At 65.3% G+C, this 14,225-nt stretch carries 18 protein-coding genes and 1 tRNA gene; 9 read left to right on the top strand and 10 right to left on the bottom strand.

Annotated elements, in window-relative coordinates; translation table 11 throughout:
* Positions 1-232 precede the first annotated feature (232 nt).
* Complete coding sequence (locus K307_RS32325; protein ID WP_042885021.1) at positions 233-5,101, top strand: NAD-glutamate dehydrogenase; 4,869 nt, start codon at positions 233-235, stop codon at positions 5,099-5,101.
* A gap of 21 nt (positions 5,102-5,122) precedes the next feature.
* Here K307_RS32325 and K307_RS32320 read toward each other — a convergent pair whose 3' ends face one another.
* The 4 genes from K307_RS32320 to K307_RS32305 form a co-directional block, all read right to left on the bottom strand.
* Positions 5,123-5,506 (bottom strand): hypothetical protein, encoded by a 384-nt coding sequence (locus K307_RS32320; protein WP_042885019.1) that lies wholly within the window; start codon positions 5,504-5,506, stop codon positions 5,123-5,125.
* A gap of 97 nt (positions 5,507-5,603) precedes the next feature.
* Complete coding sequence (locus K307_RS32315; RefSeq protein ID WP_042885017.1) at positions 5,604-5,792, bottom strand: hypothetical protein; 189 nt, start codon at positions 5,790-5,792, stop codon at positions 5,604-5,606.
* A 91-nt stretch (positions 5,793-5,883) separates the two neighbouring features.
* Positions 5,884-6,117 (bottom strand): hypothetical protein, encoded by a 234-nt coding sequence (locus K307_RS32310; protein ID WP_042885016.1) that lies wholly within the window; start codon positions 6,115-6,117, stop codon positions 5,884-5,886.
* A 44-nt stretch (positions 6,118-6,161) separates the two neighbouring features.
* On the bottom strand, positions 6,162-6,545 hold the full coding sequence (locus K307_RS32305) for a hypothetical protein (RefSeq protein ID WP_042885015.1): 384 nt from the start codon (positions 6,543-6,545) through the stop codon (positions 6,162-6,164).
* 236 nt (positions 6,546-6,781) lie between these two features.
* Here K307_RS32305 and K307_RS32300 point away from each other — a divergent pair, with 236 nt between their 5' ends.
* The 5 genes from K307_RS32300 to K307_RS32280 all read left to right on the top strand — a co-directional run bounded on the left by K307_RS32300 (position 6,782) and on the right by K307_RS32280 (position 8,651).
* Entirely contained in the window at positions 6,782-7,042 is a 261-nt protein-coding gene (locus K307_RS32300) for a hypothetical protein (protein WP_042885013.1), read from the top strand.
* 43 nt (positions 7,043-7,085) lie between these two features.
* The gene (locus tag K307_RS32295; protein ID WP_042885012.1) at positions 7,086-7,601 is read left to right on the top strand and encodes a cupin domain-containing protein; all 516 of its coding nucleotides are present in this window, start codon (positions 7,086-7,088) and stop codon (positions 7,599-7,601) included.
* A gap of 178 nt (positions 7,602-7,779) precedes the next feature.
* Entirely contained in the window at positions 7,780-8,028 is a 249-nt protein-coding gene (locus K307_RS32290; RefSeq protein WP_042885011.1) for a hypothetical protein, read from the top strand.
* A gap of 3 nt (positions 8,029-8,031) precedes the next feature.
* Positions 8,032-8,325: a hypothetical protein gene (locus tag K307_RS32285; RefSeq protein ID WP_042885010.1), complete on the top strand. Its 294-nt coding sequence runs from the start codon at positions 8,032-8,034 to the stop codon at positions 8,323-8,325.
* 101 nt (positions 8,326-8,426) lie between these two features.
* A complete protein-coding gene (locus K307_RS32280; protein ID WP_042885009.1) occupies positions 8,427-8,651 on the top strand; it encodes a DUF2188 domain-containing protein in 225 nt (74 codons plus the stop codon).
* Positions 8,652-8,702: 51 nt separating this feature from the next.
* Here K307_RS32280 and K307_RS48120 read toward each other — a convergent pair whose 3' ends face one another.
* Together K307_RS48120 and K307_RS32275 are read right to left on the bottom strand one after the other, a co-directional pair.
* Positions 8,703-8,858, bottom strand: a complete 156-nt coding sequence (locus K307_RS48120; protein ID WP_155301309.1) for a hypothetical protein — start codon at positions 8,856-8,858, stop codon at positions 8,703-8,705.
* A gap of 137 nt (positions 8,859-8,995) precedes the next feature.
* Positions 8,996-9,520 (bottom strand): GDSL-type esterase/lipase family protein, encoded by a 525-nt coding sequence (locus tag K307_RS32275; protein WP_155301308.1) that lies wholly within the window; start codon positions 9,518-9,520, stop codon positions 8,996-8,998.
* 274 nt (positions 9,521-9,794) lie between these two features.
* On the opposite strand from K307_RS32275, the gene K307_RS44605 reads away from it, so the two are divergent.
* The 3 genes from K307_RS44605 to K307_RS32260 all read left to right on the top strand — a co-directional run bounded on the left by K307_RS44605 (position 9,795) and on the right by K307_RS32260 (position 11,875).
* Positions 9,795-10,859 carry a hypothetical protein gene (locus K307_RS44605; protein ID WP_051975254.1) on the top strand — a complete coding sequence of 355 codons (1,065 nt, stop codon included), beginning with the start codon at positions 9,795-9,797 and terminating at the stop codon, positions 10,857-10,859.
* 64 nt (positions 10,860-10,923) lie between these two features.
* Positions 10,924-11,247: a hypothetical protein gene (locus K307_RS32265; protein WP_042885008.1), complete on the top strand. Its 324-nt coding sequence runs from the start codon at positions 10,924-10,926 to the stop codon at positions 11,245-11,247.
* Entirely contained in the window at positions 11,234-11,875 is a 642-nt protein-coding gene (locus tag K307_RS32260) for an acyltransferase (protein ID WP_080745288.1), read from the top strand. Before K307_RS32265 ends, K307_RS32260 begins: the two co-directional genes overlap by 14 nt.
* A gap of 924 nt (positions 11,876-12,799) precedes the next feature.
* Here the strand turns inward: K307_RS32260 and K307_RS32250 are convergent.
* The 4 genes from K307_RS32250 to K307_RS32235 form a co-directional block, all read right to left on the bottom strand.
* Entirely contained in the window at positions 12,800-13,021 is a 222-nt protein-coding gene (locus tag K307_RS32250) for a hypothetical protein (protein ID WP_042885006.1), read from the bottom strand.
* A 94-nt stretch (positions 13,022-13,115) separates the two neighbouring features.
* Positions 13,116-13,394 (bottom strand): hypothetical protein, encoded by a 279-nt coding sequence (locus K307_RS32245; RefSeq protein ID WP_042885005.1) that lies wholly within the window; start codon positions 13,392-13,394, stop codon positions 13,116-13,118.
* A gap of 232 nt (positions 13,395-13,626) precedes the next feature.
* Positions 13,627-13,703: transfer RNA gene (locus tag K307_RS32240), tRNA-Pro, on the bottom strand.
* Between the two features lie 55 nt (positions 13,704-13,758).
* Complete coding sequence (locus tag K307_RS32235) at positions 13,759-14,184, bottom strand: MerR family transcriptional regulator (RefSeq protein WP_042885004.1); 426 nt, start codon at positions 14,182-14,184, stop codon at positions 13,759-13,761.
* Positions 14,185-14,225 lie beyond the last annotated feature (41 nt).

The following is a 14,225-nucleotide window of genomic DNA, read 5'->3' as shown; positions in this document are numbered from 1 at the left end:
CGATAGCTTTCATGCGAGCGCCCTGACGCGTTCGGCAAGCCGGTCCCGCCAGGCTGCGGCGGGACCGGCTCCCCTCCTCCCGTCGATTCTTCTCTCGCCCCGCCCCTCGCTACTTTGTCGCGCCGGGTGCCCCGTTTTTTCCTAAAGTATGAGCATGCCCCGGCACATGCCGTGACCGCCCCCGGACAGGACTGCGGCCCGGCGTCGCCCATCGACACCGCGAGGAGAGATCATGCCGCAGGAGAACGAAGACAAAGTCGCGCACCTGCTGGACGAACTGGCCAACTTCGCCCGCGAACGGCTGCCGGCGGCGACATTCGCCGTGGTTGAGCCTCTCCTGCGGCACTACTACGACCAGACTGACGCCGAGGACCTGCTCCGGCGCGAAGTCGACGACCTCTACGGCGCCGTGATGGCGCACTGGCATACCGCGCAGAAATTCGTCCCCGGCAGCGCCCGCATCCGCGTCTACAACCCCAACCTGGAAGAGCACGGCTGGCACTCCGACCACACCGTGGTCGAGATCGTCAACGACGACATGCCCTTCCTGGTCGATTCCGTGACGATGGAGATCAACCGCCAGGGCCTGGCGCTGCATTCGGCGATCCACCCGGTGTTCCGGGTCTGGCGCGATGCGCGCGGTGGCATCGAGCGCATCGCCCCGGGCGGCGCCGGCGAGGCCGGCGACAACTCGCGCCTGGTGTCCTTTATCCACTTCGAGATCGACCGCAGCGGCGAGGCAGCGCGGCTGGAGGCTTTGCGCAGCGGCATCGCCCTGGTGCTGGGCGACGTGCGCGCCGCAGTGGAAGACTGGCCCAGCATGTGCGACATCACCCAGGCCACCATCAGCGCCCTGGCCCAGGCGCCGGACGCGGCCTCACCGGAAAGCGCTGAAGCGCGCGCCTTCCTCGACTGGATGATGGACGACCATTTCACCTTTCTCGGCCAGCGCGACTACCAGTTGGTGTCGCAGGACGGGCGCTATTTCCTGCGCGGCGTGCCCGGCTCCGGCGCGGGCATCCTGCGCGAGAGCCTGCGCGAACCCGATGCCGACGACCTGACGCCGTTGCCCGCCGCGGCCACCGCCATCGTCGAAGGTGCCTCGCCGATCTTCGTGACCAAGGCCAATTCGCGCGCCACGGTGCACCGGCCCGGCTATCTGGACTATGTCGGCGTCAAGCTGCTGGATCCGCAGGGCCAGCTCTTTGGCGAGCGGCGTTACGTCGGCCTGTACACCTCGACCGCCTACACGGCGCCCATCGCGGAGATTCCGTTGGTGCGGCGCAAGTGCGCCAACATCCTGGCGCGCGCCGGTTTCCTGGCCAAGGGGCACCTGTACAAGTCGCTGGTGACCATCCTCGAGCAATACCCGCGCGACGAGCTGTTCCAGGCCACCGAGGACGAGTTGTTCGACATCACCATCGGCATCCTGCGGCTGCAGGAACACCAGCGCACGCGGCTGTTCGTGCGGCGCGACCGTTTCGACCGCTTTGTCTCGTGCCTGGTGTTCGTGCCGCGCGACAAATACAACACCGACCTGCGCCAGAAGATCCAGAAGCTGCTGACCGCGGCCTTCCACGGCACCAGCTGTGAATTCACGCCGCTGCTGTCGGAGTCGCCGCTGGCGCGCATCCAGCTGACCGTGCGCGGCGAGCCCGGCAGCATGCCGCACGTCGATACGGGCGAACTGGAAGAGCGCATCGTCCACGCCAGCCGCCGCTGGCAGGACGACTTGGCCGAGGCCCTGCACGAAAGCCACGGCGAAGAGCAAGGCAACCGGCTGCTACGGCGCTATGGCGGTTCGTTCCCGGCCGGCTACCGCGAGGACTACCCGGCGCGCACCGCGGTGCGCGATATCGAGCTGATGGAGCACGCGCTGCAGGCTAATGGCGCCGGCAGGGGCATGGCGATGAACCTGTACCGCCCGATCGAGGCCGCACCGGGTGCATTCCGTTTCAAGGTCTACCGCGCGGGCGAGCCGATCGCGCTGTCGCTGAGCCTGCCCATGCTCGAGCACCTGGGCGTGCGCGTCGATGAAGAGCGCCCCTACCTGATCGAGCCCGACAGCGGCATGCCGGTGTGGGTACACGACTTCGGGCTGGAAATCGCCGACGGTGGCAGCGAAGCGGACTTCGACATTGCACGCATCAAGGCGTTGTTCGAGGACGCCTTTGCCCGCGCCTGGCATGGCGAGATCGAGAACGACGACCTCAACCGGCTGGTGCTGCGCGCCGAGCTGGCCGCACGCGACGTCACCATCCTGCGTGCATATGCGCGCTACCTGCGGCAGGTGGGCTCGACCTTCAGCAACGCCTATATCGAGCGCGCGCTGACCTGCAACGCGTCGCTTGCCGGCATGCTGGTGGGGCTGTTCGTCGCGCGCTTCGACACCTTCAGCCAGGTAGCCACCGACACTGCCCGCCAGGCGCGCTGCGACAAGCTGCTGGCCGATATCGAAGCCGCGCTCGACAAGGTGCCCAACCTGGACGAAGACCGCATCCTGCGGCTCTTCCTGGGCGTGATCAACGCCACCGTGCGCACCAACTATTTCCACCGCGGTGAAGGAGGCCAGCCGCGCCCGTACGTGTCGTTCAAGTTCAACCCGGCGCTGGTCCCCGGCCTGCCGGAGCCGCGGCCGATGTTCGAGATCTGGGTCTACTCGCCGCGCGTGGAAGGCGTGCACCTGCGCGGCGGACGCGTGGCGCGCGGCGGGCTGCGCTGGTCAGACCGGCGCGAGGACTTCCGCACCGAAGTGCTGGGGCTGATGAAGGCGCAGATGGTCAAAAACACCGTGATCGTGCCGGTCGGCTCCAAGGGCGGTTTCGTGGTCAAGCTCCCGCCGCCGCCCACGGAGCGCGACGCCTTCCTGCAGGAAGGCATCGCCTGCTACCAGACCTTCCTGCGCGGGCTGCTGGACCTGACCGACAACCTGGTCGGCGGACAAGTGGTGCCGCCGCCCGAAGTGGTGCGCCACGACGACAACGACCCTTACCTGGTGGTGGCCGCCGACAAGGGCACGGCGACATTCTCGGACTTTGCCAACGCGATCTCGGCCGAGTATGGCTTCTGGCTGAGCGATGCCTTCGCCTCCGGCGGCTCGGTCGGCTATGACCACAAGAAGATGGGGATCACCGCGCGCGGCGCGTGGGAATCGGTCAAGCGGCATTTCCGTGAGATGGGCGTCGATATCCAGACCACCGACTTCACCGTGGCCGGCATCGGCGATATGTCGGGCGACGTGTTCGGCAACGGCATGCTGTTGTCGCCGCATATCCGGCTGCTGGCGGCCTTCGACCACCGGCATATCTTTCTCGATCCCGACCCGGACACGGCCAAGACCCTGCAGGAACGCACGCGGCTGTTCAGCCTGCCCCGCTCCAGCTGGGCCGACTACGACACCACGCTGATCTCCGCCGGCGGCGGCGTCTTTCCGCGCACCGCCAAGACCATCCCGCTGTCGCCGCAGGTGCAGGCGGTGCTCGGCGTCACGGCCAGCGCGCTGTCGCCGGCCGAGCTGATCCACGCCATCCTGATGGCGCCGGTGGACCTGCTCTACAACGGCGGCATCGGCACCTACGTCAAGTCCAGCCAGGAAACGCACCTGCAGGCCGGCGACCGCACCAATGACGCGGTGCGCGTGAACGGCAGCGAGCTGCGCTGCAAGGTGGTCGGCGAAGGCGGCAACCTGGGCTTCACGCAGCTGGGCCGCATCGAGTACGCGCGCAAGGGCGGGCGCATCAATACCGATGCGATCGACAACTCGGCCGGCGTGGACTGCTCCGACCACGAGGTCAATATCAAGATCCTGCTCGGGCTGGTGGTGTCCGACGGCGAGATGACCGAGAAACAGCGCAACAAGCTGCTGGCCGAGATGACCGATGAAGTCGGACTGCTGGTGCTGCAGGACAACTACTACCAGACCCAGGCGCTGTCGGTCGCGGGGCGCGGCAGCGCCGCGCTGCTCGACGGCGAGGCGCGCCTGGTGCGCTGGCTGGAGCGCGCCGGGCGGCTCAACCGCGCGCTGGAATTCTTGCCCTCGGACGAAGAGATCGCCGAGCGCAAGCTGGCCGGCGAAGGGCTGACCTCGCCCGAGCGCGCGGTGCTGCTCGCCTACAGCAAGATGTGGCTGTACGACGAGCTGCTGGCGTCCGACGTGCCAGAAGACACGCTGGTCGCCGGCCTGCTGGCCGACTACTTCCCGGTGCCGCTGCGCCAGCGCTACAGCGATGCGATGCAACGCCATCCGCTGCGGCGCGAGATCCTGTCCACGCACCTGACCAATCTGCTGGTCAACCGCATCGGCGCCACCTTTGTGCACCGGATCATGGAAGAAACCGATGCGCGCCCCGCCGATATCGTGCGCGCCTGCCTGATTGCGCGCGATGTGTTCGGCCTGACCGCGCTGTGGCAGGAGATCGACGCGCTCGACGACCGCGTGCCCGATGCCGAGCAGGCGCGTATGTTCAACGCCGTGGCGTTGCTGCTCGAGCGTGCCTGCCTGTGGTTCATCCGTTATCTGCGTGCGGGCGGCAAGGCTGGCGAGGACCTGGCGCGCTTTGCCCAGGCCGCGCAGTGGCTGGTGCCACAGCTGCCGCGGCTGCTGCCTCCCGCGGATGCGGCGGCGCTGGCGGAGCGCGCCAAGGCGTTTATCGATGTCGGGGTCGGCGAGGCGCTGGCGATCCGCGTGGCCGGCAGCGAGACTTCCGCCGCGGCGCTCGATATCGCGGAAGTGGCAGCCGCGTGCGATCGCAGCCTGGACCTGGTGGCGGGTGTCTATTTCGCGCTGGACAGCCACCTGAGCTTCAGCTGGCTGCGCGAGCGCGCGCTGGCGCTGGCCTCGGACACACACTGGGACCTGCTCGCGCGCACCACCACGCTGGAAGACCTGGGCCGGCTCAAGCGCGCCTTGACGAGCAGCGTGCTGTCGCAGGCGGGCGAGCTGGGCACGCCCGAAGCCATGATCGATGCGTGGCGGGGCAGCCGCCACGGCGCGCTCGAACGCTTCACGCGCATGCTGGCCGACCAGCGCGCCTCGGGGGCCGCGGGGTTGTCGATGCTGTCGGTCGCGGTGCGCGAGATCGGCATGCTGGAACGCGCCTAGCGCGGCACGCCGGGCGCGGGGCTAATCGCCCGCGTCGGTGTCCGCGCCGGTGTCCGAATCCGTGTCTGTATCGCTGTCCGCGTCGGCGTCGATATCTTCATCGGCAAGGCGCGGACGCAGCTCCAGCCCGAGCAGGATCAGCAGCGCGAAGGCATCGGACAGCAGGTGCTTCTGCCGGGGCAGCAGGCTGGCGTACGGCATGTCGTAGATCGACTGGTGCGCGGCGCGCTGGCCCTTGAGCCCGCGGTCGCGCGCGATATCCGACAGCAGCGCGGCAAACCCGGAAAGGTCCTGCGCTGCCAGCGCCGAATTCAATACCTTGGCGATCACTTCCGGCGAAGCGTTCGCCCAGCCCATGCGTTCAGCATTGGAAGCAGAGTCTTGGGGAAGGTCGGCAAAGTCCATTTTGTGTTTAACGGTCCCGCCTGAGCGAGCTTAAGGCGGCTATCGTGTGAATTTGACCCCACAGGCGTGGGGTGGCACGGTTAGCCGCCGGTCGAGGCTAGCGCGGCGCCGGCTTTGCGGACACCTGGCGGTAGACCGTGCTGCCGTCGCGCGCCGTGCGCGCCTCGACGTGGTTGCGTGCTCCGCATTGCGGGCAGCGGAATACCGGGCCCTGCCCTTCATTGCGGATCTGCACTTCATCCGGCTCCCAGCGCGCGCCGCAAGCCTGGTTCCCACAAACAAACATGAATACTCCTTTTAACAAGCGCCCGAGCGTCTGAGCCCGGGCGCGATCCGGGCGCGGCCGTCCCGCCGATTTGCGGGGCGGCCACGCCAGCTCAGCCGCGATTATCAGGCCAGTCGTCCGGGCGCGTCCCCATGCGCCACATATTTGGCGGCTCGCCCAGCGCCGTACTCTGGTACATCCATGCGCCACAGCCGGTGCAGCGCCAGCGACTGTCGACCTTGCAGCGGTTGCTCCTTGCCGCGAAGCCCGACGCCGCCAGGTTCTCGTGCGGCGGCACGCTTGACGGTTCGCCCACCAGCTGGTGACACAGGTCACAGGCGTGCATCGGCGACTCCTGTCAGGGCGATGGTCGCCGCGAGCGGTGGCCCACTAGCCATTGCGCTGCACCCATTGCCGGGCCCACTCGATCGCGGCCGCGCGCGCCTTGTCAGGCGTCGCGTGCGTGGCCGGCGGCCCGCCGCCCTCCAGCACCACGGCGCCCGCTTCCCAGATATCGCATACGGCCTTGAAACGCTCCGGCCCCAGCGCGTGGCAGAACACATGGATCACGAAGCCGCGATACTCGGCCACGTCGGTCGCGGCATCGGTCAGCGCGCGATCCGAGGTGGAATCGGACGGCACCACTGGCGCATCCGGCGGCATCCGCGCCTGCGCCACGGCCGTGCGCACGAGCATCGCACAGGCACCGCCCACCGCCGCACCCAGCACAATACCGAGCCCAAACCAGCAAGCCCTGCTTCCGCACTCCGCCATGGCATCTCCCGTAGCGACACTGCCGGCCCTGCTGACGCGACAAGAGTGTCGGCCCGGCATCGATTTCAGGTTATACCAAGACGGGCCCACTCCGCTTGCGCGCCACCTCCGGAACCGGCGCGCGCCGACGCTGCTGGCTGGGGACGCGTGCACGAAATTGAGAATCGTGGGGGATGACCGAACCGCAGGCGGCGACTATACTGTACATCCATACAGTATCGGAATGACGCCTCCCCATGCCCTTGTACCCGTCCGATTCCATCCTGCTCGAGACCTATTACTTTGGCGACGACGCCGAATCCGTACGCCTGCCCTGCGACGGCGTCCGCGTGGACGCTGGCGCCATCATCGTCCACGGCATCGCGCCACAGCAGCTGCAGGCGCTGCGCTGGACTCCGGACTTCCTGTCCTTCGAGGCGCACGGCACGCGCCATCGCTACCCGGTCAGCCGCCCGGCGCTGGTTGGCCCCGGTCAGGCACGCTTTACCCTGCTTTAAGCTATCGGGCCCGCATCGATGATGCGCAACCACCATTGCCGACATGCCAGATCCCAGTCCCGCAGCCACGCAACTGATCCGCTCGCTCGACCTGAAGCCGCACCCTGAAGGCGGCTACTACCGCGAAACCTATCGCAGCCAGCAGCGCCTCGTCGACGAAGACGGGCGCACCCGCGAGGCCTCCACCGCGATCTACTACATGCTGTGCGGCAGCGACTATTCCGCCTGGCATCGCATCCGTTCCGATGAGCTTTGGCACTTCCACGCGGGCTCGCCGGTTGACGTGCACGTGATCGCGGCCGGCGGCATCGTCACGCACCGGCTGGGCGATCCGTTGCGGCATGTCGGCGCGGCCTTTCAGGCGATGGTGCCGGCCGGCCACTGGTTTGCAGCACAGCGCGTGGACCTGGGCGATGGCGCCGACTTTGCACTGGTCGGCTGCACCGTTGCGCCCGCGTTCCAGTTCAGCGAATTCGAGCTGGCCGACCGCGACACACTTGCCGGCCTCGCCGGCGGCCACGACGCGTTGCTGCGGCGGCTTGCGCGCCAGCGGCCCTGAAAAAAAAAGCCCGCCGTTGCGGGGTGCGGGCGGGCCGATGAGTACTGTGGCGCCAGTCTACGTCAAGCCGCCACGGTGCCAGGATCGAAGAACCGGGATATCCCCCCGCTTTTTCTGACGACAGTTCGCGCAGCAGCGCTATACTGTATATCCATACAGTATCCGACCTGTGCGCCCCATGTCACCCGAACCCGCCAACTGCCCTGTCTGCGGCGCCGCCGCCGAGCGCCTGCGTGCCGCGCCGCGCGGCTACCGCTACACCTGCCCGAGCTGCGGCACGTTCCACATCAGTAGCCGCGCCCTTGGCTGCCGCCCCGGCATCCCCGCCTCCGCACGTGAAGACATCCGCCGCCTGCGCGCCTACGGCCACCTGCCCTACGTCGACCTGACGCGGGACGGCCTCAGCGTCAGCCCGGGCCGGAGCTAAGCCATGGGCAACAGCAAGCTCGCAGCCCGCTGCCATGAGCCGCCGGACGCATCGGACAGCTATCCGGTGGCCGGCGCCAACGGCATCCTCGCGCGTATCGAGGGCCACTACATTGCCGCGGCGTTGCGCACGCTCGGCTCGGCCACGCGCGACGGCCCCAGCCATCGCGAGGTGCTGGTCGAAGCCGGCCATGCGGGCACCGTGCGGCTCTTTATCGAAAAGAAACGGGCACGCCACGGCAGGTACACGCACTACTTCTGGTCGGCCTACCGTGCGGAGCCCGAGCAGGCTCCCTAGGCGCTGTCGACCAGGCACCACATCCCTGTCGGACGGCGCCCGATACCGGTCGCGCGGCACGGCGCGGAGACTGGCTGCATCTGCCACAAAGGAGATGCATCATGCCGGGCAAGAATATCCACGTAGTACCCGTCGAGAACGGCTGGGCCATTGAATCCGAAGGTGGCGCCGGCGGGCGCCAGCTGTACGTGTCGCAGGAAGACGCAATCGCCGCCGGCACGGAGAGAGCGAAACAGCAGCAGGTGGAACTGCTGGTGCACGGCCGCGACGGCCAGATCCGGATGCGCAACAGCTTCGGCAACGATCCGCGCGATATCAAGGGCTGACGCGGGCGAAAAATATGCGGTGACAGGCGGACTTGCGAGATACGCCTGCGGCTACGGCGTGTCCGGCGTGCTGTCGCCGAAATGCAGTGCTTCGACACGCGACCGCGTCGCATAGTACGCAAGAATCAGCGACGCGGTCAGCGCCAGTCCGGCCACCGCCAAGGCGATGCAGGTGGTTCCGACCATTCCATTGCCCTTGTCTGACATTCCGGCCTCCGGTCTTTGCGACGGGACACCGTTGTCCCGTCATCGCGTGACGGTTACTGCAGCACTAACTATAGGTGCAACGGCGCAACCTATAACCGCGTGATGCCGCAGCATTCGATTCGCGTAAGCACCACCCCTCAATGCCTTGGCGAAGCGGACCGCTGGGCAGCGATGCGCCCGACGATCGTCGTGATTTCAGCGGACCAGCGCAGGTAGCCAGCTCCGTTAAGTTGGACGCCGTCAACGGTGTAGGCGGACGCGAGCCGCCCGCCAGGCGACAAGGCCGGATTCAGATCGACAAACTCGCACCCATCCTGCGTGCCACAGTAGTGCCGCAACCTGGCATTCAGACGCCCCACCGAATCATTCAGGTCATCCCGCCCACGCAGCATCACAAACAGCGTCGACTGCACAACCACACGGGAGCCGCTGCGCAAGATGCCCCCGATAACGGACCGATACGTGTCGAAGGTCTCATCGACGCTTCGATGGCGGCGCCGCAGGTCGTTGATGCCGGCCATGACGAACACCGCGGCAGGCCGCACGACAGAACCGGCTCGCATGCCCAGGGTCGTGTCGCCGCCTATGCCGCGATTGGCGATGGTGGCATCGGGCAACAGCGCAGACCACTCGCCGAACGCTGTCATGCTGTCGCCAAGCATCACGATGTCCCTGTGCGAAGTCAGCGCGCTGAACAGCGGCGGCAACCGACACGCGCAAAGCCACTGCGAGCGTTTTCACCAGTAACGGCCAGACGGTCGAGTATGTATTTCGAGCCAGCGCCGGCGACTGCCGGCACCTCGTTATCGTCTTCTCAGGATTCAATGCGCCCAATGGCTATCACTTCATGGCCGGTCCCTGTCCGATGTCGAGGCCAATATCCTCTGGATCAAGGACAGCTTCGAGGGCCACTACAGCTATTACCTGTGCAAGGCGATGCAATTCGACATCGAGCTTTGCGTGATCGCCCTGATCGACGCCATCAGGGCGAAGCTGGCGCTGGCCCGGGAGCAATGCACCCTGCTGGGGGTATCGGAGGGAGGCAGCGCAGCGCTCTATTTCGGATGTAAATACGGCTTCCCGAACATCGTCACGATCGTCCCGCAATTTCTCCTCGGCACCTATGTATCGAAGCGCAAGCCGACGGGTCGTTTCATGCTGGGGGCCAGCATGCCGCAACCGCATATCGCCGCCCTGGACCGTTTGCTGCCTGGCATCATCGCGGCAGACAACCAGGTGGCCAGGAACGTCTATCTGTTCAGCTCGCCGGCGGACTACCAATATGAAGAAGAGATCAAGCCGCACCTCCACCTGCTGCTGAAATACGGCAACTTCAATCTGATCCTTTCGAACTCCACGCTGGTCCGCGGACATGGCGAGGTGGCGGCCTATAACACGCCAATGCTGTTGGGCATCCTGAATGCGCTCAGCCGTGGCGCAACGCCGAGGTTCACGTTCGACCCGCCGCAGCCCGAACCGGCGAGCCAGGCGGCACGGCACCTGCAGCGCCTTCGCGCGCGCAAGGCGATTGCCGCGCAACTGCGGGGGGCGCGGATCGCCGAGGGCCGGATCAGGGTTGCAGGGCACGCGCTGGCGTTGGGCTACGGCTGCGGCGAAGCCGATCCACCGACACGCACGCTGGTGCTCAAGCGCGGCGCCAGCGAGTATCGCGTTCCGGTGGCGAGCCGCCTTGACCGTACTCTGCCCCGGCGCTCCTTCGATGCCTGTTTTTGCGACTACTCCACCGCCGGATTCGATACCGAAGACGGCATCGAGACTGCGGCCCTGCAGCCTGGTCGATACACGCTGCACATCAACCTGAGCAGCCGTGATGGCCAACTGCATCACACCACCCCACCCCACTGGTCGCCGCCAAGCCCTTTGAGCAGTGCAGTCCCGATGGCGATCGGGAAATTGTCATATCGGCGGACCACACCGGAGCGGCCGTTATCGTCCGGGATATCGTCGGCAGGCGTTACGGCGAGTCCGTCTTCAGCGTGACCAATCGCTGGCTGAGAGGGCGCCTGCTACACGTCGAAGGCGTCTACTTTCGCCGCGGCTTCGAGTGGCCGACCACAAAGACGCCCACTACTACCTCGTGCTGCGCGGCAAGGCGGGGATCTTCTCGTTCAGGCTGGGGAAATCCTTCAGGCACAAGGCGATTCGCGAGCATGTCACCGACAACGATTTCATCCGCTATGACGAAGCCTACTTCGCGACCCCGGGCTATCGCGGCATCGATATCAGCAGCCTGCCCGCTGGTGACTACGAAGCCTTCATCTCGCTGAGCCAGGGCAGTCTGCTCACGTCCGAGCACGCCCCGACTTCCGGATCTCGCTGTAAACCCAATCATCCCAATAACGCACGATCGCACCATGATTGCAACTGAAGTGACAGAAGGCCAACACGAGGGTTACACGGTGTTTGGCTCGCCGAAATCCGCCAGGAACTTTGCCGTTGTCCTGAAGGGCAAGAACAACGTTATCGAGCTGACTGGCCATCCCACGATCTATCACCTGAAGGTTGAGTTTATCGGCGACAACAACGTCCTGCGCATCGGCGCCAACAGCCGGATCAAGGGTGTCATGACGATCGGCGAAGGCTCGCGACTAACGTTCGGTGCGAGCGTGTCCATCACGCGCGTCGGACACTTTGTCGCTCGGGAAGGGGCTCACATCACAGTCGGCGACCGCTGCCTGATCTCCAACTTCACCGTGATGTCCAGCGACGCCCATTCGATCTTCGACCGATCCACCGGCGAACGCCTGAATCGCGCCCGCGATGTTGTCATTGGCGACACCGTGTGGCTCGCCGCGAATGTCGCCATCTACAAGGGCGCGCGAATCGGAAGCGGCTCGGTGATCGGCGCGCATTCCATCGTCAGGGGCACCATCCCTGCCAATGTGGTGGCGGCAGGGTCGCCGGCGCAGGTCTTGAGCGAGAACATTTTCTGGGACCGGCGGCAGTTGCCAGATGGGGCGCACCTCTTGCCTGGCCTCGGCAAAAGGGCTCCATGAATACTTTGCCAAAGGCCTTTGCACTATGCCAAAGACATGGGAAGTTCGCCATAAGGGCCGCGGGAGCAGGCGCGCTTTGTCTCGTCACTGTGCTGATGTTGACGGAGATCTGGAATGCGTGGATGGAGCCAGCAGAGTATCCATTCGGCGCACAAGGACCCGCTGCGGCATTGTGGGCATATCGGTCGCAAGCCAACTATCTCTTGTCTTGCTTCATGCTTTGCGCAAGTTGTCTGCTCGCCATCTGGGCCTTGCTCGCGAAGCGCCGGAGTATCTGGCTGCGCGTCGTGTGCGCCGTGCCCATACTCATCGTCTGGGCATTGATGGCCCTCGACGGGTCTCGACTGGACCTCTGATATTCGTCGATAAGGCTCAAGCGGCCGGCGCCCTGCCACCCAGTCAGTTCAAGCGGTAAGAAGATGTGGGATCGGGCACCGCGGGCTCGTCCGCCGCCGCCGTCGCGCAAACACGACATATGCGGAAACCGGGGATGTTGCAGCGCGGCAGGACTGGGATGATGAGCAAGGGCGGACCTGCACCCGCCGTGCTACCACTTCCAGCCCTCGTGCTCCCCGGCACAGGGCTTTTTCTTTCCCGCGAGGGGGCCGCCCGCTGGCGTCCCGATTCATCGCTCCTGGCACGGACCAGGTGTGCAGGTCACGGTGGACCCTGGCGGCACAATGACCGTACGACCGCTTGACGGTGGCGGCTCGGTGACGGTGCGGTTGACTGAAATGCAGCTGGCCAACCCCAACAGAGGAAACAACGCCAGTGAGCGCACGAAGAGTCTTAAGCTTGCCATGTCGATCTCCCGGTCAGGTAGGGCGGCTATCGGTGCGGGTGCTCCGAACGCAGCTTTTACCGTTGTGAAAGTATAGGTAATGACCGACGCGACCCGCGCTGCTACCACTCCCGAGGGACCACTTAGAACTCGAGTTCTCTCAGCGTCCTGGTGGCCAGGTATGTTGCAGCCTCCTTCGCCTCCTCCCTCGTTGGGAAATCCTCCACGGTTTGGTGTAGGACTTCTGCATCGGGACCTTCTTCTAGCCGGCGGATATACACAAAGCCCCTGAACAGTCCAGAGTCGGTCTCCCTCACCTCTATCCGGGCCATATGGGTGTCCGTCGCAAAAAGCTCATCTTCCATGGCAGCCTCCACGTCCAATGTCTCAGGATCGTAGCATGACCAAAGGACACCCTAACGCTTCAGCTGCACCGTGGTGTGCGCCGATCTGGGCGAGCTAGTCCGCTAACGGAAAGCCGAATACGTCCTGCTCCAGGTCACGCTCGAACGCGGCTGTCCACGAAATGCCCCCACCGGCCAGGTAGCTCTGCATTGCGCTTCCGCTCACGCGCGCAACGGTAACCTTTCTGGAAGTTTGGCCAGGGCCGCCGCGGGGAATAATGCCCTCGTCCACAGTCACCTCGAAGTCCTCGCGCACGAACCCGTGCCTGGCGCATGCGGCCTCGAAGGCTGCTTGCTCACCAGCCGGAAGTTCATGGAACAGCTTCTGAACCATTATTTCCTCCTCAGCTCCCGCGGGATCCTAGCATGACGAAACGCACCCCAGCAGGCCAAGTGGCTGCGTGCCAAGCTCTCCTTCTACGCGCCTAAGATGCAAGAGGCGGAGACGCGAACTCCTGCTGGAGCAGCCGCGCCATATTGGATGTCATCCAAACAGAAGGGCACAGACACTATCCAGTAGGAAAATAAAAAACCCGCTTGGCCTTAACACCAAGCGGGTTTCTGTCTGGTCGGGGCGAGAGGATTTGAACCTCCGACCACCTGCACCCCATGCAGGTACGCTACCAGGCTGCGCTACGCCCCGAAAGAAAAAGATTATATCAGAAGCATTTCCGGTATGACTAGCACCTGACGTCAAATTATCCGTGCTTCGCAATCTCGCGCAGTTGCGCGAGCAGGTGCTGCACTTCGACCAGCTCATTGCGCAGGCCAGCGATGTCGACTGCCAGGGCCACCGCGCTTTCTTCGCTGCCTTCCGTTGCTTCCGCCGCTGCCGCAGGGGCGCTGTGATGGCGCCCTTCGTCGAGCCGGTTGCGCGCACCGTTGATGGTGAAGCCCTGCTCATACAGCAGTTCGCGGATGCGGCGGATCAGCAGGACTTCATGGTGCTGGTAATAGCGACGGTTGCCGCGGCGCTTGACCGGCTTGAGCTGCGTGAACTCCTGCTCCCAATAGCGCAGCACGTGCGGCTTGACGGCGCACAATTCGCTCACCTCACCGATGGTGAAGTAGCGCTTGGCCGGTATCGGCGGCAACGCGATGCGTTCGCTGGATTTGTCCGACATGAAGTGTGTAGACGAGCGTCAGGCCATGCCGGCCATGAGGT

It is taken from the genome of Cupriavidus necator A5-1, assembly GCF_000744095.1.
GTDB classification, from domain to species: domain Bacteria; phylum Pseudomonadota; class Gammaproteobacteria; order Burkholderiales; family Burkholderiaceae; genus Cupriavidus; species Cupriavidus necator_A.
Note: the sequence above shows the minus strand (reverse complement) of the source record. Positions and strands in the feature narration are given on the sequence as shown.